General features: G+C 55.5%; 24 protein-coding genes and 1 pseudogene. 9 read left to right on the forward strand and 16 right to left on the reverse strand.

Annotated elements, in window-relative coordinates:
• Window positions 1-29: 29 nt before the first annotated feature.
• The 8 genes from QE453_RS23600 to QE453_RS23635 form a co-directional block, all read right to left on the reverse strand.
• Entirely contained in the window at window positions 30-1,520 is a 1,491-nt protein-coding gene (locus QE453_RS23600) for a mechanosensitive ion channel family protein (RefSeq protein WP_309778335.1), read from the reverse strand.
• Entirely contained in the window at window positions 1,517-2,014 is a 498-nt protein-coding gene (locus QE453_RS23605) for a CBS domain-containing protein (protein ID WP_309778336.1), read from the reverse strand. The genes QE453_RS23600 and QE453_RS23605 overlap by 4 nt, the downstream gene beginning before the upstream one ends.
• Before the next feature lie 188 nt (window positions 2,015-2,202).
• Window positions 2,203-2,613: a cupin domain-containing protein gene (locus QE453_RS23610; protein WP_034499505.1), complete on the reverse strand. Its 411-nt coding sequence runs from the start codon at window positions 2,611-2,613 to the stop codon at window positions 2,203-2,205.
• Window positions 2,614-2,686: 73 nt separating this feature from the next.
• Window positions 2,687-3,445, reverse strand: coding sequence for an SDR family oxidoreductase (locus tag QE453_RS23615; protein ID WP_034499503.1), 759 nt, complete (start codon window positions 3,443-3,445; stop codon window positions 2,687-2,689).
• A gap of 36 nt (window positions 3,446-3,481) precedes the next feature.
• Complete coding sequence (locus QE453_RS23620) at window positions 3,482-4,225, reverse strand: alpha/beta hydrolase (RefSeq protein ID WP_309778338.1); 744 nt, start codon at window positions 4,223-4,225, stop codon at window positions 3,482-3,484.
• Between the two features lie 373 nt (window positions 4,226-4,598).
• Window positions 4,599-5,261, reverse strand: coding sequence for a response regulator transcription factor (locus QE453_RS23625; RefSeq protein WP_035211003.1), 663 nt, complete (start codon window positions 5,259-5,261; stop codon window positions 4,599-4,601).
• Window positions 5,262-5,414: 153 nt separating this feature from the next.
• Window positions 5,415-5,942 carry an Rrf2 family transcriptional regulator gene (locus tag QE453_RS23630; RefSeq protein ID WP_309778340.1) on the reverse strand — a complete coding sequence of 176 codons (528 nt, stop codon included), beginning with the start codon at window positions 5,940-5,942 and terminating at the stop codon, window positions 5,415-5,417.
• Window positions 5,943-6,006: 64 nt separating this feature from the next.
• Entirely contained in the window at window positions 6,007-6,750 is a 744-nt protein-coding gene (locus tag QE453_RS23635) for a sensor histidine kinase (RefSeq protein WP_309778341.1), read from the reverse strand.
• Window positions 6,751-7,092: 342 nt separating this feature from the next.
• On the opposite strand from QE453_RS23635, the gene QE453_RS23640 reads away from it, so the two are divergent.
• Window positions 7,093-8,016: a hypothetical protein gene (locus QE453_RS23640; RefSeq protein WP_309778342.1), complete on the forward strand. Its 924-nt coding sequence runs from the start codon at window positions 7,093-7,095 to the stop codon at window positions 8,014-8,016.
• Complete coding sequence (locus tag QE453_RS23645; protein ID WP_309778345.1) at window positions 7,919-9,028, forward strand: mechanosensitive ion channel family protein; 1,110 nt, start codon at window positions 7,919-7,921, stop codon at window positions 9,026-9,028. The genes QE453_RS23640 and QE453_RS23645 overlap by 98 nt, the downstream gene beginning before the upstream one ends.
• A 267-nt stretch (window positions 9,029-9,295) precedes the next feature.
• On the opposite strand, the gene QE453_RS23650 is transcribed toward QE453_RS23645, so the two are convergent.
• Window positions 9,296-9,490 carry a hypothetical protein gene (locus tag QE453_RS23650; RefSeq protein ID WP_309778347.1) on the reverse strand — a complete coding sequence of 65 codons (195 nt, stop codon included), beginning with the start codon at window positions 9,488-9,490 and terminating at the stop codon, window positions 9,296-9,298.
• A 419-nt stretch (window positions 9,491-9,909) separates the two neighbouring features.
• Window positions 9,910-10,482 carry a helix-turn-helix domain-containing protein gene (locus QE453_RS23655; protein ID WP_309778349.1) on the reverse strand — a complete coding sequence of 191 codons (573 nt, stop codon included), beginning with the start codon at window positions 10,480-10,482 and terminating at the stop codon, window positions 9,910-9,912.
• A gap of 73 nt (window positions 10,483-10,555) precedes the next feature.
• Here QE453_RS23655 and QE453_RS23660 point away from each other — a divergent pair, with 73 nt between their 5' ends.
• The 3 genes from QE453_RS23660 (at window position 10,556) to QE453_RS23670 (ending at window position 12,815) form a co-directional block, all read left to right on the forward strand.
• A complete protein-coding gene (locus QE453_RS23660; protein ID WP_309778351.1) occupies window positions 10,556-10,963 on the forward strand; it encodes a hypothetical protein in 408 nt (135 codons plus the stop codon).
• Between the two features lie 365 nt (window positions 10,964-11,328).
• A complete protein-coding gene (locus tag QE453_RS23665) occupies window positions 11,329-11,742 on the forward strand; it encodes a DUF1810 domain-containing protein (RefSeq protein ID WP_309778352.1) in 414 nt (137 codons plus the stop codon).
• A 548-nt stretch (window positions 11,743-12,290) separates the two neighbouring features.
• Window positions 12,291-12,815 carry a GNAT family N-acetyltransferase gene (locus QE453_RS23670; protein ID WP_309778353.1) on the forward strand — a complete coding sequence of 175 codons (525 nt, stop codon included), beginning with the start codon at window positions 12,291-12,293 and terminating at the stop codon, window positions 12,813-12,815.
• Here the strand turns inward: QE453_RS23670 and QE453_RS23675 are convergent.
• Window positions 12,799-13,368, reverse strand: a complete 570-nt coding sequence (locus tag QE453_RS23675; RefSeq protein WP_309778354.1) for a GrpB family protein — start codon at window positions 13,366-13,368, stop codon at window positions 12,799-12,801. The genes QE453_RS23670 and QE453_RS23675 overlap by 17 nt on opposite strands.
• Window positions 13,369-13,395: 27 nt before the next feature.
• Entirely contained in the window at window positions 13,396-13,875 is a 480-nt protein-coding gene (locus QE453_RS23680) for a hypothetical protein (RefSeq protein ID WP_309778355.1), read from the reverse strand.
• A 147-nt stretch (window positions 13,876-14,022) separates the two neighbouring features.
• On the opposite strand from QE453_RS23680, the gene QE453_RS23685 reads away from it, so the two are divergent.
• From QE453_RS23685 to QE453_RS23695, 3 genes are read left to right on the forward strand one after another with little or no spacing between them, the layout of a single operon-like run.
• The gene (locus QE453_RS23685) at window positions 14,023-14,328 is read left to right on the forward strand and encodes a hypothetical protein (protein WP_309778357.1); all 306 of its coding nucleotides are present in this window, start codon (window positions 14,023-14,025) and stop codon (window positions 14,326-14,328) included.
• A gap of 59 nt (window positions 14,329-14,387) precedes the next feature.
• Window positions 14,388-14,588, forward strand: coding sequence for a type II toxin-antitoxin system VapB family antitoxin (locus QE453_RS23690; RefSeq protein ID WP_006699143.1), 201 nt, complete (start codon window positions 14,388-14,390; stop codon window positions 14,586-14,588).
• Window positions 14,585-14,968, forward strand: coding sequence for a type II toxin-antitoxin system VapC family toxin (locus QE453_RS23695; protein WP_309778359.1), 384 nt, complete (start codon window positions 14,585-14,587; stop codon window positions 14,966-14,968). Before QE453_RS23690 ends, QE453_RS23695 begins: the two co-directional genes overlap by 4 nt.
• A gap of 143 nt (window positions 14,969-15,111) precedes the next feature.
• On the opposite strand, the pseudogene QE453_RS23700 reads toward QE453_RS23695, so the two are convergent.
• From QE453_RS23700 to QE453_RS23710, 3 genes and pseudogenes are all read right to left on the reverse strand, one after another.
• Window positions 15,112-15,526, reverse strand: a pseudogene (locus tag QE453_RS23700) (type II toxin-antitoxin system VapC family toxin); the annotation flags it as partial.
• On the reverse strand, window positions 15,523-15,777 hold the full coding sequence (locus QE453_RS23705) for a type II toxin-antitoxin system Phd/YefM family antitoxin (RefSeq protein ID WP_309778361.1): 255 nt from the start codon (window positions 15,775-15,777) through the stop codon (window positions 15,523-15,525). The pseudogene QE453_RS23700 and the gene QE453_RS23705, both read right to left, overlap by 4 nt.
• 176 nt (window positions 15,778-15,953) lie before the next feature.
• Window positions 15,954-16,556: a nitroreductase family protein gene (locus QE453_RS23710; protein WP_404977910.1), complete on the reverse strand. Its 603-nt coding sequence runs from the start codon at window positions 16,554-16,556 to the stop codon at window positions 15,954-15,956.
• 391 nt (window positions 16,557-16,947) lie between these two features.
• Between QE453_RS23710 and QE453_RS23715 the strand changes: the two genes are divergently transcribed.
• On the forward strand, window positions 16,948-17,847 hold the full coding sequence (locus QE453_RS23715) for a LysR family transcriptional regulator (protein WP_309778363.1): 900 nt from the start codon (window positions 16,948-16,950) through the stop codon (window positions 17,845-17,847).
• Between the two features lie 83 nt (window positions 17,848-17,930).
• On the opposite strand, the gene QE453_RS23720 is transcribed toward QE453_RS23715, so the two are convergent.
• A complete protein-coding gene (locus QE453_RS23720; protein ID WP_309778365.1) occupies window positions 17,931-18,491 on the reverse strand; it encodes a hypothetical protein in 561 nt (186 codons plus the stop codon).
• Window positions 18,492-18,665: the final 174 nt, after the last annotated feature.

An 18,665-nucleotide genomic window follows, 5' to 3' on the forward strand; every position in this document is an offset into this window, starting at 1 on the left:
GGCGAACCTCGTCTGAAGGCTAGGTTTTATCAGTTAGTGAAGATTGTCCGGATCGACCTTAAAAGTGCGTGCGAGGTATGGTCGTTTCTAACACTGGGATTAATAGCATGACGGGCGTTCGATTCATGCAGCGACAGCTTTATCGAAAGCTCCCTGGCAAGTTCGGGCTGGTTTCTGAGCAGGGTTGAGAGAGGTTCGTGGCCGATCTCCCAGATTTTCACGGCGGACACCGCCTTCAGGGAGCTGTTCTTCCAAAATTGAGACGAAAAATCCGCCCCGCCATAGAGATCGCCGGGTGAGAGGCGCCTTTGCTCCAATCCATCCTGCATCACTGCGACAACGCCGGAGTCGATGACGATGACAGACGAGACCTGAGAGTCGTCCGGTGCAATTGTGTCGCCCTCCGGGTAGGCCCGCAATGTGGCTGCATCGGCAAGGTGCTCCTTCGAAGCCTCATCCAGGTTTCCAAAAATGCTGTTCTGGCGCAGGATTTCGACCAGCCTTCTTTCGCGAGAATGCGAGGAATCAGGCGTCGTGGACTGCTCCGCAAGAAGAAGTGACGATGCCGACGGAGCAAATTGCAGGTTGGCGGCTTTGCAGTGGCGGTGAAGCAAGTCAATAATCTCGTTTCTCGCTCCTATCATATGTATGGGGTCCTTCACCCTTGCATAAAGATCGGCATCGATCGCGTTGGCATCGATCCCTTTGAGAGCAACCACAGGGCCGGGATTCCTGATGATCAGGTTGCAGCCTTCAAGGGCGGTGGTGATTACCTCTTCAATTGCAGACGGTGTCCTCGTTGGCTTCAATCTGATGGTCAGCTGCAGCAAGTGCGTTTCTTCCGGTCGGCTGACATTGGTGAGCCCCAGCTTGGCCAATGCGCTATTGGGTAGGACCACGACGTTGTTGGCTATCGTCAGTATCTGCGTCGAGCGCCACGTGCTGGCGACCACACGCCCCTCCACGCCATCATTGAGGCGTATCCAGTCTCCAAGCGTGAAGGTCCGGCCAAGCGTCAGGGCGATACCGGAGAAGACATCACCCAGCGTGTTTTGGAGGGCCAGGCCCAGCGCTATTGCGATCACGCCCGAGGTCGCAATCAAAGTCCCGACCGGCAGCCGGAAAACGAATGCAAGAGCCGAGAGCGCGACGCACAAGTACACGCCACCGACCACAATGTCTTGAAGGAGGCGCGCTTCTCGCGGTCTGCCTTCGAGGACAAGATAAATACGTACAAAGCCGATCACAGCCCAAGCGAGGTGCAACCACCATAACATCTGCCCAAGGATCACGACGAGCGTTCGGTCGTCATCTGTAGGCGCGCCGCTCGACTGGCCAAGCGGCACTTGTCCAAAGACGATGACGGCCGTCATGGCGAGGAAGAAAGCAATCTGGACGACAAGCCGGAGATTGGATCTTACCGGACCGATGAGCTTCCAAACGATCATTCCCGTTATTCCGAGAAAGACCAGCCAGGCAATTGGATCGGTCGCCAGATCGGCAGAGAAATCTTGCATCATGTAGATGTCCTCAGACAGGAACTGACTGGTGCTTTGACTGCTTGTATGCCCATTGAGAGGCTGTCAGTAGCCAACCCGGCGATGTAGTTCTCCATCATGTGTTCCTGCAGTTGCTCCTGTTCGTAGAGCACCTTCAGGGCATCCCGTATGTCGAGAACGCCCAGTGGTTTTGCCTGATCTCCAAGAACGGGCATGTTCTGGAGGCGATTATCGACCATCGCCTGCCACGCTGTTTGCAAATCATCCGTCGGGCGACAACCAACGATCTTCGGGCTCATCAACCCCTCAATCGAACCCGGTCCGGAGCGATGGGCGATATGTCGAATAAGATCGGACTTGCTGAGGACGCCTCTTGCCACGCCGTCATCAGAGCAGACAACCGCGAGCCCAACGCCAGGTTTTGAGAGTGTCGCCGCCGCGCGCGCCACCGTATCCGTCAGATTGACAATCATCAAACGAGCGGAGACCATGGGGTAAAGCTTTTCGATGCGCATCGCGTTCTCCTGCCATCAAGGGTCAATTGTCGGACCTGCCCTTTATTGCGGCATACGAACCGGAGTGGCGCTGCGGCGGCGCCACCCCGGTATACTGGCCGTGACCTGATGGATCATGGCCAATGTTGAGCCTCTACAGCTGTTCAGGCAGGCCCCGCCGAACAGCCGTTGACGAAATGCCAGCGGCCTTACTTCTCGTAATTTGTAAGATTGGTTTCTGACGTGTCGACCACGAACACGGCAAGCAGACGCGCGCGCTCGGTTTTACTTGCGTTTTCGCTCACCGCGTGATGATCCCCGGGGTATTCGGAAAAGTTTTCGCCAGCACGGTAGACAGTGACCGGACCGCCGTTGACTTGGCTGGTGATGGCGCCTTCCAGGACGGTCGCGTAAATGAATGCCGAGGCCGGATGCGTGTGCGCAGGAGAGTGGCCGCCCGGTGCATATTCGACGAGCACGCCCCGCAGGCTTTTTCCGGGAACGTTCGGAAGTGGTTGATCGTAGACGATCTTCACGTTCTCGCCTTCGGCCTCATGTGCCGCGACGGATGTGACGAGCGACATGGCGCAGGCGGCGCCGCAGAAGAGTAATTTCATCATCATGATTCTCCTTGTCGAAGAGGTCTGCCTAGCCGATTCGACTCCAGACAGCACCGGGTTGAGTGAGAGCCGCTTATTTCTGCTGCGCCGAATAGGCCTTCAGCCATTCGTCAAAGCCGATAGCGCCCAGATGTGCGCCTGCGTCGGGAACCAGCGTCCGGTCATCAATGCTGACTTCGAAGTAGCGTGCTTTCGGATCGGGCATGACGGTGCGCGGATCGTTGGTTGCCTTCAGGAACCGACTGATGAACTCGTTCATGGGAGCTCGGTCCGGACCGGCGATTTCGATCGTTCCATTCAAAGGTTTGCCGACCGCAACTTTCGCCACGGCGTCGGCAACATTATCGGCCGCGATGGGCTGGAATGCTCCCGTCGGTGAGCGGACGATCGAGCCTTCAGTTGCCGATTGCGCGATCGCACCGACAAACTCGAAGAACTGGGTGGCATGGACAATCGTGTAAGGGATGCCGGACTTGCGGATGTGTTCTTCCTGGGTCAACTTTGCGCGAAAGTAGCCCATAGCCTGCATCCTGTCCGTGCCAACGACCGACAGCGCAACATGATGGCGCACTCCGGCGTTCTTTTCGGCCGCGAAGAGATTGCGCCCTGCCGCTTCGAAAAAGTCCATGGCCGCCTTTTCCTCGAATGAAGGAGAGTTCGCCAGATCGATGACAACCTCTGCCCCCGCGAGAGCATCATCCAGCCCCTCGCCTGTAACGGTGTTCACACCGGAATTTGGCGAGGCAGCAAGAACGTCGTGCCCCTGCATTTTCAGCCTTGCGACCGTTTTTGAGCCGATCAACCCGGTACCCCCGATGACGACGATTTTCATGTCAGTTCTCCTTGTTTCAGTTGATTGATACGGTGTTCATTTGGCGGCACGGGCGGCCAGGTCAGCTGCGCTCTCGCGCGCAGCTTCCTCGATGATCGTGGCGACCTCTCTCGGCTTAGAGACGATCAGGGCGTGAGATGCTCCTTTGAGGATGACCGTTTTGCGCGCCTGAGCGCGTTTTGCCATGAAACTCATGACGGCCGGTGGAATGCACAGATCGCGCGAACCGAAAATTGAGTAGGAAGGCAACACCTTCCAGGATGGTCTTTTCGTCAGTTCTGCAAAGGCGGCTTTCAGAATGGGCCGCTGCGTGAATGCCATCTGGATGGCGGTTTTTTCCGGAACGTCCGCCGCGAATTGCTCGCGGAACATATCTGGCTGAATATAGAGGTCCTGGCCTCCGTCCTGCAGTTCTACCGCGTTCAGCGTTTTCGATAGCGTACTGCCCGGGAATTTCGAAGACAGGCTGGTGCTCGACTCGCCAGTATCTGGTGCGAAAGCCGCAACATAAACGAGAGCCTTGACGTTGGGACTATCATTTGCAGCCTCGGTGATAACCGGACCTCCATAGGAATGGCCGACAAGCACCACGGGTCCCGGTACCGAGTGGAGATAACTGGCGACTGCCGCACCGTCGTTGGCCACGCCGCGCAGGGGATTGGCAACGGCAACAGCCTTGTATCCGTCTCTTCTCAGCCTATCGATTATGCGGTTCCAGCTCGCCGATTCTGCAAAGGCGCCATGGACGAGGACGATCGTCGGCTTGGGGGAAGGTGACATAGCGAAGCCGGCAGCGTCAGGTAAGACGCCGACCGCGGCCGCAATAACCAGAATTTTGAGTGCGCCTCGCACAAGAGTTCTCCGTCAGGCGTTTCCGTTGACATGAGATTGCGCGATTGCCGCCCTCGGGAATATCGAGCCTAGGACGAGGTCACATAAACCAAAGGCGAGGTTTGGTCCGCCGAAAGACTGGAGGTGTAGAACCGAACAAGGCAACCACGCGCCTGTTGTGCAGGCGTGTCCGCATGGCAGAATGTTCACGGGTATTGGCTGTGTCGATCCCCAACCTCGCAGCAGGACGAGCGAACGGCATGATTGGATTGAATCTGTCGTCTGCCGCGCCTTTCAATCGGAAACGGCCTGAAAACCCCATTCAGGACGATAGCGACACCGGTGTGGCATCTCGCAGCGACGCTGGTAACGCATCCCAGACGCGGATCAGTTCCCCGACGGAGATCGTCTGCATCTTCCGCATGACGTTGCTGCGGTGCAGCTTGACCGTCGCTTCGCTGATACCAAGGTCGAAGGCAATTTGCTTGTTGAGGCGACCAAGTGCGACTTCGTGGAGAATCTGCCTCTCGCGTGGCGTGAGCGTTGCGAAACGGGACGCATGTTCATGGGTGTACTCGGCACGCTTCCGCTGCTCGACGTCCCGCTTTATTCCTTCAATGACGGCGTCAAGGAGGGTCTGATCCCGCACAGGTTTAGTGAGGAAGTCGACTGCCCCCGCTTTCATCGCCTGCACTGACATCGGAATGTCACCGTATCCGGTGAGAAAGACAATCGGTTTGGTTCGTCGTTGCTCGCAAAGCTGGTGCTGGAGATCAAGACCGCTGGACCCCGGCATGCGTACATCCAGGACAAGGCAGCCCGGCCTGTCGGGAAGCCTTGCCTCCAGGAGATCGCGCGGTGATGCGAAGCATACCACGTCGAGGCCGACAGATTCGATAAGCTCCTGCAGCGAGTGCCGAACATCGGCATCGTCGTCAACAACAATCACGAGCGGACTGTCGGCAATGAGAGCAGCCGCCTTCATCGCCTTGCCCTGCTGCAAGCGACCAGGGCTGTGTTATTTTTATCAGGAACTGAAAAAGTGCTCATGACCCTTCTCCACAAACTTAATTCGAAACCCCTATCGTAGATGTGGTGCGCCATATGCAATGGCACCCTGCTTCGATCAGGTGCCAGGCTATTTATCCGCAGAACGTCCACGAGATTTGGAGATGGTTCTGGTTTCGATCCATTTTTCGACATCTCCGTAGAATTCCGCAGGTGCCTTGCGGCCAAATTCCCCGGCTATATCAGCGAGTGACTGGCTCGCCAGAGATTCCCGCATTGCCTTCTCGGCATGCAACATCACCGCGTGGACCGCACAGACGCCTTTTGTTGCCCAACGCGGGGGCTTTCCGTCAAAAGCTGCGCAGCGACCACGAATTTCCTGGCAGTCGAAGAGAGGTTTCCTGCCCTCGATGGCGTCCACCACTTCGAGTACGCTGATATTTTCCGGCTGCTTGGCCAGGCGATATCCGCCTTTCGCTCCTTCCCATGCGACGACCAGGCCAGCTCGCTCAAGTTTCGGAAATATCTTCGCCAGAAAACTTGGAGAAATGCCCTGCAGATCGGCAAGATCCCGGCTGCTGAGAGGCTTGTCCGGAGACCCCATCAACCACAACAGACAATGCAAACCGTATTCCACGCCGACCGTTATATGTGCCATAACGCGGACTATAATAGTCCGCGTTATCTTTGGCAAGTGCCAGTTATGGATGAATGGTCTCCGTTCAGGAGATGCCGTAGGCCGGGAGGACAATGATCACCCGCGTGCCGACGGTGGGCTCACTTTCCACCTTTATGTGGCCGCCGGCCGCCTGAACGAAGTTTTTTGCGGCGGAAAGTCCGTAACCACCAACGCCTGACGATCTTGTCGTGAACAAGGGTATGAACGCGTTTTCGAGAGTTTCGCGCGTCATGCCGTGACCGTCATCGGCGACCACGATTTCAACAGCCGGTGCGCCGTCAGGTACCAGTACCCGCGCAGCCAGCAAAATCGTGCCACCGTCCGGCATCGCTTCGCGGGCGTTGACGATCAGATTCAGAAGGACTGCTTTGAATCCGATGGCGTTACAAACCAGGCGAGGCAAGTTCGGCTCTGCCTGAACTTCGACGTGTGTTTCCGGCTCCCAGATGGCCAGAGAGTCTTTCACATCGAGGAGACAAGATTCAACATTGACGGTTTCAACGGGCGTATAGCCATTACTCTTGGCCCGGAGGGATTGGCGAACGAGTCCGCCAGCACAGTCCAGCGACATTCGGGCGCTGCGAATGACGTCTAAAGCCCGGACGTCGGCAGAGACCAAGGGATTGCGGGACAGGACATTTATGGCAGACGTCGCAACCTGGATAAGATTACCGAGGTCGTGAACGACTGTTGCCAAGGGTTCCTGAATAGGGGGCATGTCGGGCTTTAAACTGACGCAAAACGGTGCATGCGACTTTCCAGACAGACTGTGTTCAGCATGTAGCATATTATCCTCCAGATCAGCTGATATGGCGCAGTTCATAGGAAGCAATTGCCAACCTAGAGAAGTGCACGCTTAAGATCGACCTCACACTGGACCCAAACAACCTATCCGGAAGTTGAGACTTGCTATAGCTTTGGTGGCTGTGGGGCGCAAAAAACTGGCGCTCGCCCCGGGGTATGAAACTAGCCCTACCGGCTGCAAAGGCTAGCGCGTTGGTGAGGTCGCCTCAATTTTTTCGGTAACAGATATCAACGCTTGTCCAGGTGTGCGCTGACGTGAAAGCCATGCATCATTTCCCAACCGAACAATTGGCGCCTGTAACCTTTGCAGGCGCATGGGTTTGTTATGAGATGGCTGTCATTATTCCCCTGTGTGCTTGCCTCGATCTTCGCGGTGTTGGCCGTTTTCGGGGTCAGCAACAGCGGCGACGAGTCGCGAAATTCGCAGCAGCGACTGCCGACATTGGAGAAAGTGCCGGCAACTGTTGGGCGCGGGTCCGATCCGGCAACTGAAGGGGCGACAGCCGCCGGGATCCTTGATTGGGAACAACATACGCGCGCCAGAATTCATGAGGTTCTATCCGCCGCTGCGCGAATTCCGAATGAGACACAACGGGCAATGCAGGTCCTTTTGGATGACCTGAACGACAATGGTTATCTGCCGGTTTCTTCCGCTTTCGTCCTTATGGTTGTCGCTGGCACCACTGCGGAGCGATTTATCCGGCGAAATCGCCTGCATCATTGGGACGGCCCGGAACAATATCTTCCATCGCTGGTCTTTGCGGCGGTCGTCGCACCACTTTATTTCCTCGTCGATTTGCCACTGTCGGTACGCCTTGTTGCAGGCTGCTACTTGCTCTTGTTTGTGGCCTGGCGATTTGTCTCGGCTTTGGCGGAGAAGATCGCACCTTTATCTTTTCGCCGCAATTTAAGGTTGGTAATGGGTCTGTCGCTGTTTACCGCCAGCGTGATGATGTTGGGCCATGTTCTCGATTTCGATCCCGACACCGCTCTGGCAATCGAGGTCCTGGCGTCCTGCATGATATTGACGGTCATCATCGGTACGACATGGGTTTCGGTCGGTCGAGATGCCAGGATGAAGACGGCGATATCACTCTATGCTGCCTTCGTCTGGATTCTCTGGTGCCTGAACGCCCCGGGCGCTGTTCTGGTTGGGCATCTATCCTGCCATCCTGCCGCCGGTTCTTCGCGCAGTTTCTCAATTCGTCCGGGAGCTTGCTTCCAAAACGCTTCAAATCCCTCAAACTAGTAATCGAACCATCCTTCTGGTGCGCGGTGCGAGGGCGTCGGTATTATTATCGGCTCTCGCTTGGATAGCATTTGTCTGGGAAACTGACCTCACCTTCCCCGCCCACGGCATCCCGTTGGTCCATGACGCTCTCGCTGGCGTGTTACGGAGCGCACTTGTCCTTCTGGTCGCGGACATCATCTGGCATCTCTCGAAAGCCGCCATAGAGCGACTGCTTACCCGCCAAAACCCTTCTTCGGCTGCGCCTGCGACTGATTGGGAAGGAGAGCATTTCACGCGGCTGCAGACGTTGCTTCCGATCCTCCGAAATGTGCTTGCGGTCGCCATTCTTGGTGTTGCAAGCTTGACAATCCTTGGTCAGATCGGGGTCGACATAGGTCCGCTCATAACAGGAGCGGGCATCGTTGGAGTGGCGATCGGCTTTGGCTCACAAGCGTTGGTGCGGGATATCATAAGCGGCTTTTTCTATCTGTTTGACGATGCTTTCCGCGTCGGAGAGTATATCCAGGCAAAGGACTACCGCGGAACCGTCGAAGGTTTCAGCCTTCGCTCGGTAAAGCTAAGACATCACAGGGGTCCAATTTTCACTGTCCCTTTCGGCGAACTGGGTGCAGTGGAAAACATGAGCCGTGACTGGTCCAAAACCAAGATACTCGTGACTGTCCCGTATGACACGGATCTCGAGAAAGTTCGCAAGATTGGCAAGGCGATAGGCCAGACTTTGCTTACGGACCCTGAACTGGGTCGCTTCTTCATTGAGCCGCTAAAGCTGAAGGGTGTCGAAGATTTTGCAGAGTACGGAATTGTGGTCAGTTTCGCGATGATCACCGTGCCCACCAGCCAGCAGAGCTTTATTCGACGTACCGCATACGCATCTCTTCGAAAATCATTTCAGGAGAACGGCGTCACCTTCGCTCAGCCAACCGTCAACATTGCCGGTAAAGACCCAGCTGATCTGGCCGCCGCGAACTTACAGCGTCAGCGATCAGCCCCAAACCGGGTCAACAAGTGACGGCATCTCAAGCGATTGCCACTGAAGGGATTTGATCTTTCGGCGCCGGATCCCATCAAGAGAGCCCTGAAGCCTTTCAACTGGCTACTACCGATCACTCACCGTTTAAACGGCGTTTCCGGCGGAAAGAAACAGTCGCCCTTGAGATATTCGACAGCCCGTCCCAGTTGCCGGTTCCGTCGCTCTCGGCGGGAAAGGGTATTTGGAGACGCCATTCCATATAAATGGATCGGAAATGAGCGCTCGCTTCAGCCGGCCTGGCGCAACCTACTGTCCTTCCATCGGGCCGTCGCTGTCGCTGCCTTGCTCACGGTCGCCAGGCTGGCCGATCGGCACGGGGGGCGCACCTTCGTCATTGTTGGTGATGATATCCTCGTCCTTGGCTCTCGGCCGCCATGTTGAGCCGCATGTGGCTTTCGGGTCGTCCGGCCGGCCTACGGTGTTCGGGTTCAAATCTCTCATGATGGTCTCCTTTCCCAAGGCGAACCCTCGAGGCGCGCGGATGTTCCGCTGCTCGGAACTCGAATCGAGGCGGTTGCATTTGGGCATCAGAAGGAGGGCGCTATGCCAGACCATGAAGTAAAGCCGTACACCGTCGAGGAACTTCAACAGGAATACTCGGTCAGCCTGCCTCAGGCGGTGGAGGTGCTGGATCGTTTCGGGGGAGACCGGCGGACGATCAAAAAGCTTATGAAACGGTGTCCCGTTCGCGGTGATGAGCACTAGGAATATGAAAAGGATGTTCCCAAGGAAGCGTTGCTCCTACGCGGCACACGCCCCGTAGTCTCTTGCTCGTGCGGTCATCCGAAAGCGCCCGTTGCACGGCTGGCATCTCTCAAACAATACCAGGCTTCTGCAAGATAGGGACTGCGAAGCGCCTGTCATCCGTGGGCGCTGTCGTTCCGTTTAAGTGACATTCCGTAGATAGTGACATGAACGTCAATGAGACGTTTCATGTGATCGATGTCCGTCGCCGCATAGCGAAGGCCGCGAAGGCCATAGGTGAGCGCCGCCGCAAACTCAGCCCGAGAAACGGGTAGCGTCCAGTTCGGGACGTGCTCTTCCAAAATCCGAACCAGAAACTGTTGAAACCGCTCGTAGACCTCCCGAACCGCGGGAAACCGGAAATCAAAAAGGTCTGCGGCGTCAGGATGGGCTGAAGCCAGCTCCACCCCGTGGAGGCCCCAAACGGTACAGGCATGCAACAATTTCCCATCAACAGACTCAATCCGGTCGACGGCCTGCTGGATCTTTGCGAGGGATCTCGCGTCCATCATCTCAATGACGCGGCTGAAAATCGCCTCTTTGTCCGGGAACAGGATATAAAGCGCGGGGCGGGAGATACCTGCGGCTCTTGCTATGTCGCCCATCGTTGTGCGCGCGAAGCCGTAGCGCACAAAAACATCCTCGGCCGCGACAGCAACCTTCTCTTCCCGGTCTGAAAATCTTTCCATTCCCGATCCTTGACATAATAACAAAAACTGTCAACGTTTGACATATGAACGAATTTTGTCAGAAAGTCAGATCATGGAACTTTATACGCTCTCGCCCCAAATCCTGGCAGACGCGGCTGAACGGCTCGGCGGCAATCCCGTCGTGATGATAAATCTTCTCCGCTTCCGCGAAACTCCTCACTATCCGGGCGGGTTCGTGGATATGAAAGAGACGTCACGGGCAGCATATTACGAAGGCTATGCTGGCGTTTTCCAGGAGATCGCATCAAAACTCGGGATTATCTCCGAACGTCTTTACGTCGGATCCAAGGCCATGACGTTAGTCTCGACCGAGGTCGAACAGTGGGACGACATCGTGATGATACGCTACGACAGCTTTTCGGACCTGCTTTCAATCATCAGGCATCCGGACTACCTTTTGCGTGCCGAGCCCCACCGCCAGGCCGCAATCGCGAACTGGCGGTTCATTGCAAGTCAATGAACACCGCAACTCGGTGGCCGCGAGCATTCTGCCGACGTTCCCATAGCCAATTTGCCGTGATCGGCCAGTTAAAGCGCCAGGCCTGATTGTTGTAATGCACCGCGATGGTCGATCAGGCGGGCGCCCGTAGAGCGCATCGTCGTTCGAGTGATGTCCTGGATCAAGGTATATGCAGCAAACGCCAGCGCACGGGCTACTTCGTTCGCATGCGGGGTTCGACGTGGACGCGACGCAAGCTGCGACATGTCTAAAGCGGTTTCGGGAACAGCAGGCCGGCGCCGACGTTGTCAGGATTAACCCGCGAGATCGCGCTGTGGAGCGCTAAAGGCCGGTTTTGCTGGGCTTGGCATCGGAGAAAGCTGACGATGAAATTCAATCTCGAGCGCTTTGTGACGGCGCAGCAAAACATTTACGAGGTGGCCCTCAGCGAGTTGCGGGCGGGACTGAAGCGCTCACACTGGATGTGGTTCATCTTTCCGCAACTGCATGACCTTGGTCGTTCGGAAACTGCGCGCTTTTACGCGATCTCGGGTCGTTCGGAAGCGGAGGCGTATTTGACGCATCCTATGCTTGGACCACGCCTCGTCGAGTGTACGACCGCCATGCTGCAGCACACCGATCTGAGCGCGCATGACATTCTCGGGTCCCCGGATGATCTCAAATTTCGATCCAGCATGACGTTGTTTGGAGCTGTTGCTGGACGGGATTCACCTTTCCAAGCCGCACTGGACATGTTTTACGCAGGAGTCCGTGATGAGAGCACGCTTCGGCTGCTGTAGTGGAAATAACGCTCGCCGCCGCGCCAGCATATTGGATGTAGCACGAGCCGGGGAAGGTCGTCATGACCAGGCGAGCAGACTTTGACCGCCGGTAAGGCTCATTGTTTCGGACCCGTGCTACCGATGTCCGATCGCTTATTCCACGTTGGGCATGCAGTCACGCGCACATTTCGGCATCGGACTCCCCTGATGGCATCGTTCGAGAATGCGTTTGGCTTTATAAAGAGCAAACGGTGCCGGTAGCGCACTCGTTCTTTGCGCGTCGATCATCTTCTCTAACTGCAGGATAGCCCGTTCCAACGGGTTAGCTGTAGTTCGTATGGGTCGCGGGAAATATCGAGCATGACCCGAGTTGATTGACATCATGTCACCTCATCGGTTGTTGTTATGGCCGGATACATAATGGCAAAGATGACATATACGCGGCGCAGAATTCGACAATCCGCCTTGTGGTAAATGAAAGTTTGCGGTCGTTCCGATTTGAAACTCTGTCTGGTTTCGCTGTCAGTTCCCGAGGGTAAAATGCCGCAGAATAGATGGAGGGGCACTTGTCATTCCTTGTAAAGACGGAACGACTGTGGCTACGCAGAATCGAGGAAACCGATCTGGTTTCGCTTGGCAGGATTTACGCCGACCCCAAATGCATGCGGTTTTATCCGGCAACCAAGTCACCTTCAGAAATCCGCGCATGGTTTCAAAAACTCGCGTTCGATAGCTACGAGCGGCATGGCTTCGGCCTTTGGTGCGTCATTGATGCATCCTCAGGAGAAGTCGTCGGCGATTGTGGTATTACATTGCAGGAAACTCCTGCAGGTCCCGAGCCAGAAATAGGCTATCATTTATGGCGTGATTTCTGGGGAAACGGTTTCGCAACCGAGGCAGCAATCGCCTGCCGCGACTATGCATTTCACTGTCTCGGTTTACCGAGAGTGGTCAGCATCATCAGCCCGAAAAACAAGCCATCGCAAAAAGTCGCGCAACGAGTGCACGACAGAAAGGAAGTTTATCGGAAACGGCTCGCGGAAAGCGGCGTCTTTGTCGACCGATACCTCTACATCACTGAGAAACTATGACTGGTTCGGCAGAAGAACACTCATCGATCTGGAAGCCCTCGTCCGCGGCTCGGGCAGCTGCCTGTTCAACGATACGGGCCACAAACTCCGATTTTCCGCCCGTGTAAAGCTTCCAATCGCCGTTCGCATCTTTAGCCAACCGTGATTTCAGGTCAGCATAGGTTTCAGCGTCCGCAGGATGGGTGCGCAGCCAGTCTCGAAATAAAATGCGTTTGATATGGGTGGCGTTGCCGGGTGCGCAGAGATAGAGCCGCGTCCCCCAGGAACCGCGACCGGATGTAAACGTCCACATGCCATCGCCATACGGATCGCCATGGAAAGTGAATTCCGGAAAGGCTTTTACCCGCCCTACCGCTTCGGCTATCACGGCCTCAGGGCGCAACACCGCATCAATATCGATTTTCGGTTTTGCCGAAAGACCGTGAACTGACGTGCTACCGACATGGTGAATCTCGTCAAGGAGATCGCCCAGTAATTCACTCAGTCTGAGGCGCTCCTCTTCGAACCGTTCATTCCATGCGTGAACGTATGGAATAACTTGTATCGCGCTCATCGCTGACTGCCTCAACATGTGCTTCGGTCAACGGATCTGTAACACGTCGGCTATTTGCCTGTCTTCATTCCGCCGCCATGACAGTGCCGCGCCAAGATCGAACATTGCATTACCAGCAAAACCGAATATCTTAAGGGGACCGTCCACGGGACTGCCGGCTGAAATTCCACTCGTGATCGGTATCTTTGACATGGAAGAACATCCATGTGCCGGTGAGGGCGATGGCATTTGCACGGCGAAAACCCGCATATTTGTGCCGACCGGGAGACAAGCCTTGCGCTGCTGGTTCACGAATATGCTACGAACGCCGTGAATTATGGACGGACGGTTGGATGTGACCGTGACGTCAGAGCCGATCATTTCGAGATCGTATGGCAGGATGCGAACACGGGAGCCACGATAGCGCGGCTGAAAAACCGGCTTCGGACCAACCCTTGAAAAGATGATGGTCCAGAGCCTGAATGCCCGAGTATCCAGGGACTGGAAGCCGAGCGGGCTGGTGATCAAACTTGTAATTCCGCGCGATGCGTTTGCGCTTCCGCCTGAGCTATAAGCGGGAAACGAACATATTTCATAAGGAGGTGAGTAAGCTAGTAATGCGGGTGTTGCCGTTACTGTTATCTGAGCGTCACACCTGGGCTCTACGAGTGGACAATGCAACGTCATCTCTCTGTGTTGTTCCTTCTTTCGCTGACCCAGATTACCGGCTGGGGCGTAGTGAGTGTCTTGCCAGTTATCGCGGCGACGGTAGCGGGAGAATTCCAGACCTTGCTGCCGACGGTCTTCGTGGGAACCTCCGTGATGTTCGTCGCAATGGGGCTCGCGGCCCCCTGGACCGGCCGCGCGTTCCGCAGGTTTGGGCCTCGTTCCGTCATGGCTGCGGGAGCCGCGATGATCTCGTATGCTCATGAAGAGATTCGAACCGGCGACTGCAATGGGCATAAAACAATGCGGGCTTGATGGGCGTAGATTTCGGCACCAATTGGTGCTATTTGCATATCAACGTTTTGGAGCGAGTTGTGCGATCAACCATCAATCTCGACGACAGCCTTATGGAAAGAGCAAAGTCACTAACGGGCACGAAGGAAACCGCGGCTCTTGTGCGTCAGGCACTAGAGACTTTGGTGCGAGTCGAGTCTGGCAAGCGGCTGATCGCTCTTGGAGGCACTATGCCCGAGGCTGAGGCAGCGCCTCGCCGCCGGAGCGAAGTGGGGAAGTGATTCTTGTCGACAGTTCCATCTGGATTGATCATTTCCGACACGTAGAGCCGGAGCTAGTCAAAATCATCGGAGATGATCGGCTGCTTTGCCACCCTTTCGTTGTCGGTGAACTGGCCTTGGGTACTCTGCGAGAACGGGATGCGGTATTAGCGTTTCTCACAGCTCAGCGTGAAGCAGTAGTCGCAACCCATGCAGAGGTAATGACAGTGATTGATCGCCATTCGATATTCAGCATGGGGATCGGCTACACTGATGCACATTTGTTGACTTCAACTCTCCTGGACAGACGATCCAGCTTGTGGACGAGGGATAAACGCCTAGCGGCGGCCGCTCGGAAGGTTGGCGCGGCGCTTTATCCCTCTCCGCATATTCCTCAATAGAAATGAAGTTACGAACCCTTGAGTCCAATTCCGCTCTTGATAGTATCTGAGCGGTTGACCTATACATTTCGAAAGCTCAATGAGGCTCCTGCCGAGCTCGCAGAAACAATTTTAAGGCGCCGCGCATGCCGGTTCTTAGGCACACGCCATGGGTTTACGAGAACGACGCCTGTACCCTGGAAATCATGAATGTTGCGTGTGACAACCACTAGTCCATGCACAATCGCTGTCGCAGCAATAAGCGCATCTGCTTCATTGCGGCGATCCGGAACATGCAAGTGAGCACATCGCGTCGCAATGGCTTCATCGATAGAGATGATGCGCTCAGCGAACTCCGGGCGAACTCGGCTATCGTGGCTCGCAAGCGAGAGCCCTTCTCGAAGTCACGGCGCTGGATGCTGAATATCCCGCGCTCAAGTTCTGAAATTGTTATGGCAGATATATACAGATCACGAGATTCCTTGACCCCTAACCAAGTCGTCACGTTCTGATCAGCCTAACCGTCACACCCACTTTACGGAGCTCGTATACAACCTTTGTGTCGAGCAAGTATTTCAAGAGAGATCAACTTCGCGACTCGCAATTTCCGAATGCGACGGATCGAAATTGATATTCGACAGTCCTGGCATTGAGAGCGCATCGACAAGATTGTAACGCTTACCTGTCAGACGCTCGAACTCACGGTACGTCATCAACACATGCGAAGGTCTGCCTCGATCGGTGATGACGACAGGCCCTGCCTCAGCAGCTTTTTTCGCTCTGCCGAGGTCGTGATTCAGTTCGCGGCTGGTCAAGCTGGTCGTAACCATAGTCGCCTCCCTGTCGGAATGTATCTACATATCGCGCCTCCATTTTAATCGCGCAATCTCTTTCCGGCACTGTGTGGCTGCCGGCCCTTGATGACATTGAACGTTCGGCGTGCGATTCAATTTGTCTAAACCTCTGAATCCATTAAATCACCATGCATCGCCGTTCGTCCGCAGCTCTAGCAAAAGAAACTTCGAAAGCGGTCACCATCGGAGATGGTCGTTTTTGCGGGAAAAGGTGCCTCGTTGGAGCCGAACGGCATTTGCGCGCGCAACCGCCACGTCTCCGGTATGTCCCAATGTCTTTTGATCTTTGCGTCAATCAGCGGGTTGTAATGCTGAAGACTGGCTCCAATTCCCACGCCGGCGAGCGCGATCCAGACCGAAAGTTGCGCCATCCCGGAGGCTTGCTCGGACCAATCTGGAAAGTGATCAGCATACAAAGGCCACTGATCTTGCAACATCCTGACCACATTTCGGTCTTCGAAGAAAAGAACCGCACCTGCTCCAGCAGCGAAGCCATCGATCTTTCTGAAGGCGTGCGTCTTCGCCTCTCCTTCAACGACATGACTCAACTCCGACTTCACGATGTTCCAGAATTTCTTATTTTCATCGCGGTGCAGGATCACTATGCGCGAACTTTGCGAATTAAAGGCTGAGGGTGACAGGCGGACAGCCTCGCGAATAAGTGTATCAATCTCTTCGTCAGGAAACGCGATGTTTTTGCCAAGAAAATACTGTGTCCGGCGTTTGGCAAGAAGTTGCACCGTCATACTGCGGATATCCGGATTTTCGGTTGGAAGGCCCAATTTAATCTCCTGGCTTTTCATCGATTCAATCATGCAACCTGGATCGTGGGAGTAATAGGCTGCCAAGGCGAAACCCACTGTTGCGGAAAAAAGAACGATGCCAGCACGCTATGCAGCGTTATGCGATCCGCCGAGGTGCGGTCGATGCGGCACCGCTCCACTGAGCCGCTGCAGCCATACTGCTCGGTTTCCAAGACGACGGCGGACAGCGATTTTTACCAAGCACGGAACTGCTCGGTTCGTTTACTCAGCTCGACCTGTAGGGTCGCTGTAGGACGTCAGTGTGAGCGCCGAACGTGGAGACTTGACAATTTCGCGCACCCGGTGTTGCAGTGGCCGCACTTACCTGATGGGGGAGTTGCTAATGTCGGAACCTGAGTCTGTCGAGATCTTGGACTTGATCTCCTTCATTCGGGTGGTCGAAACTGGCAGTATCGCAGGTGCGGCCAGCCGTTTGGGGATCGCTAAATCGATCGTCAGCCGCCGGGTCAGTCGGTTGGAGAATTTTCTAGGCGCAACGCTCCTCACACGTTCCCAAAAGGGAACAACCCTTACAGACGTCGGCCGCGAGTATCATGTACGAGCAGCATCTGGGTTGGCCGAACTGGAATCAGCGCAGGAGATGGTCGTAAGGTCGACGACCGAAGCATCTGGTCAGGTTAGAGTTTCCGTTCCCGTCGCTTTCGGAGAATTCTGTCTCGCTCCGCTGCTGGCAGAGTTTGCCCTCCTCCACCCAAGGATCCATTTCGATGTCCGCTTTGAAGACCGTCAGCCGGATCTTGTCGCAGAGGCGTACGATTTGGCCGTACGGATCGGAAGCATACCCGATTCCGCGCTGATCACGAGAAAACTTGCTAAGGTACGTTGGGCTGTCGTCGCCAGTCCATCCTATCTGGAAGCCAGAGGGCGCCCCTCAAAGCCCGCTGAACTGGCTGCGCACAACTCCATACTCTACTCCTTCGATACGGTCAGCTGGCGTTTTCAAGGTCCGGATGGATGGGAACAAGTCCGCGTGAACTCACAGTTCCGCACAGACAACGGTCAAATGATGCTTGCCGCGGCGCGCGGCGGACTTGGTATCGTGGTACTGCCCATCTTCATGGTTCAAGATGCGCTCGCTAACGGTGATCTCGAAGTCGTATGTCCGGGCTATAGTCACGCCGGGGCAGATTTGCACATATTGATGCCGCCAGCCCGCGCAGGCATTGCTCGAGTGCGCGCGCTGGTGAATTTCTTGTATGAAAAATTCGAACGTGAGATCTGATGCTATGGCTGCGCCCAATCAGAACCGCATCGCCAAATGTCAACCGGAGAAACGGGCCTACGCCAATGTATCGCCGATGGCTTTCAAGGGGCTTTCCCGATAAGGCGGGCGAGCGAGACTTTAAGCAAATCGCGGAAATCCTGCCCGACTTGCGAAAGTGGATCGGTGACGCTGACACCCGGCTCGACGGAGGCCGCTATACGATCGCGCAGATCGGGGTCGGAAACGCTGGCATGTTCGACCAGTGCGCGGATAACCCTGTCGGTTGCGAACTCCCGAGCGCTTTGCGCAAGGGCAGATTTCTCGCGTCTCTCTATTTCGAGCTCCGCATGGCTCTCTGCCTTTCGACGCCTCGACCGAATTCCGTGTTCTTTTTCCCAATAGCGGGCCGTGCCGCGCCCCAAATAGAGTATTTCCCAGGCGTGGTCTGGATCACCACCCTTGGCCGTGTCCGCATTCGCACCACAAAGGTGCAAAAACAGCTGACGCATGGCGGCATCCGCGAAGTAGGCTTGGGCGGTGGTTGGTGGTCCAAGTGGCTGAAATGCAGCCTCCGATTCCTTTGCTGCCTGGATGATGGCTGCATGTATCGCATCCATCATAGTTCTTTCCGCCTGCTTCAAAGCGTCGACCTTGTCTTGCAAATCATTATCCTCTCGGAAGTTGCTGTATTCAATTAGAGGAGATGCCGACCAATTTTGTCAGATGTCTGCATCGGTCAGCCAAACTGGATTGGTAACATTAAGTGGAGATTACGCCGGAAGACCGAATGCGAATTTCAATTGAAGCTCCAGCAATCGACGCGCTGGCTTAAAGGA

The organism is Agrobacterium sp. SORGH_AS_0440 (genome assembly GCF_031453135.1).
GTDB lineage: Bacteria > Pseudomonadota > Alphaproteobacteria > Rhizobiales > Rhizobiaceae > Agrobacterium > Agrobacterium pusense.

Coding starts and splice junctions, on each gene's coding strand:
- QE453_RS23600 (WP_309778335.1), bottom strand. CDS start 1,520: ATGATGCAAGATTTCTCTGCCGATCTGGCGACCGATCCAATTGCCTGG.
- QE453_RS23605 (WP_309778336.1), bottom strand. CDS start 2,014: ATGCGCATCGAAAAGCTTTACCCCATGGTCTCCGCTCGTTTGATGATT.
- QE453_RS23610 (WP_034499505.1), bottom strand. CDS start 2,613: ATGATGAAATTACTCTTCTGCGGCGCCGCCTGCGCCATGTCGCTCGTC.
- QE453_RS23615 (WP_034499503.1), bottom strand. CDS start 3,445: ATGAAAATCGTCGTCATCGGGGGTACCGGGTTGATCGGCTCAAAAACG.
- QE453_RS23620 (WP_309778338.1), bottom strand. CDS start 4,225: ATGTCACCTTCCCCCAAGCCGACGATCGTCCTCGTCCATGGCGCCTTT.
- QE453_RS23625 (WP_035211003.1), bottom strand. CDS start 5,261: ATGAAGGCGGCTGCTCTCATTGCCGACAGTCCGCTCGTGATTGTTGTT.
- QE453_RS23630 (WP_309778340.1), bottom strand. CDS start 5,942: ATGGCACATATAACGGTCGGCGTGGAATACGGTTTGCATTGTCTGTTG.
- QE453_RS23635 (WP_309778341.1), bottom strand. CDS start 6,750: ATGCTACATGCTGAACACAGTCTGTCTGGAAAGTCGCATGCACCGTTT.
- QE453_RS23640 (WP_309778342.1), top strand. CDS start 7,093: ATGAGATGGCTGTCATTATTCCCCTGTGTGCTTGCCTCGATCTTCGCG.
- QE453_RS23650 (WP_309778347.1), bottom strand. CDS start 9,490: ATGAGAGATTTGAACCCGAACACCGTAGGCCGGCCGGACGACCCGAAA.
- QE453_RS23655 (WP_309778349.1), bottom strand. CDS start 10,482: ATGGAAAGATTTTCAGACCGGGAAGAGAAGGTTGCTGTCGCGGCCGAG.
- QE453_RS23660 (WP_309778351.1), top strand. CDS start 10,556: ATGGAACTTTATACGCTCTCGCCCCAAATCCTGGCAGACGCGGCTGAA.
- QE453_RS23665 (WP_309778352.1), top strand. CDS start 11,329: ATGAAATTCAATCTCGAGCGCTTTGTGACGGCGCAGCAAAACATTTAC.
- QE453_RS23675 (WP_309778354.1), bottom strand. CDS start 13,368: ATGAGCGCGATACAAGTTATTCCATACGTTCACGCATGGAATGAACGG.
- QE453_RS23685 (WP_309778357.1), top strand. CDS start 14,023: ATGCAACGTCATCTCTCTGTGTTGTTCCTTCTTTCGCTGACCCAGATT.
- QE453_RS23705 (WP_309778361.1), bottom strand. CDS start 15,777: ATGGTTACGACCAGCTTGACCAGCCGCGAACTGAATCACGACCTCGGC.
- QE453_RS23715 (WP_309778363.1), top strand. CDS start 16,948: ATGTCGGAACCTGAGTCTGTCGAGATCTTGGACTTGATCTCCTTCATT.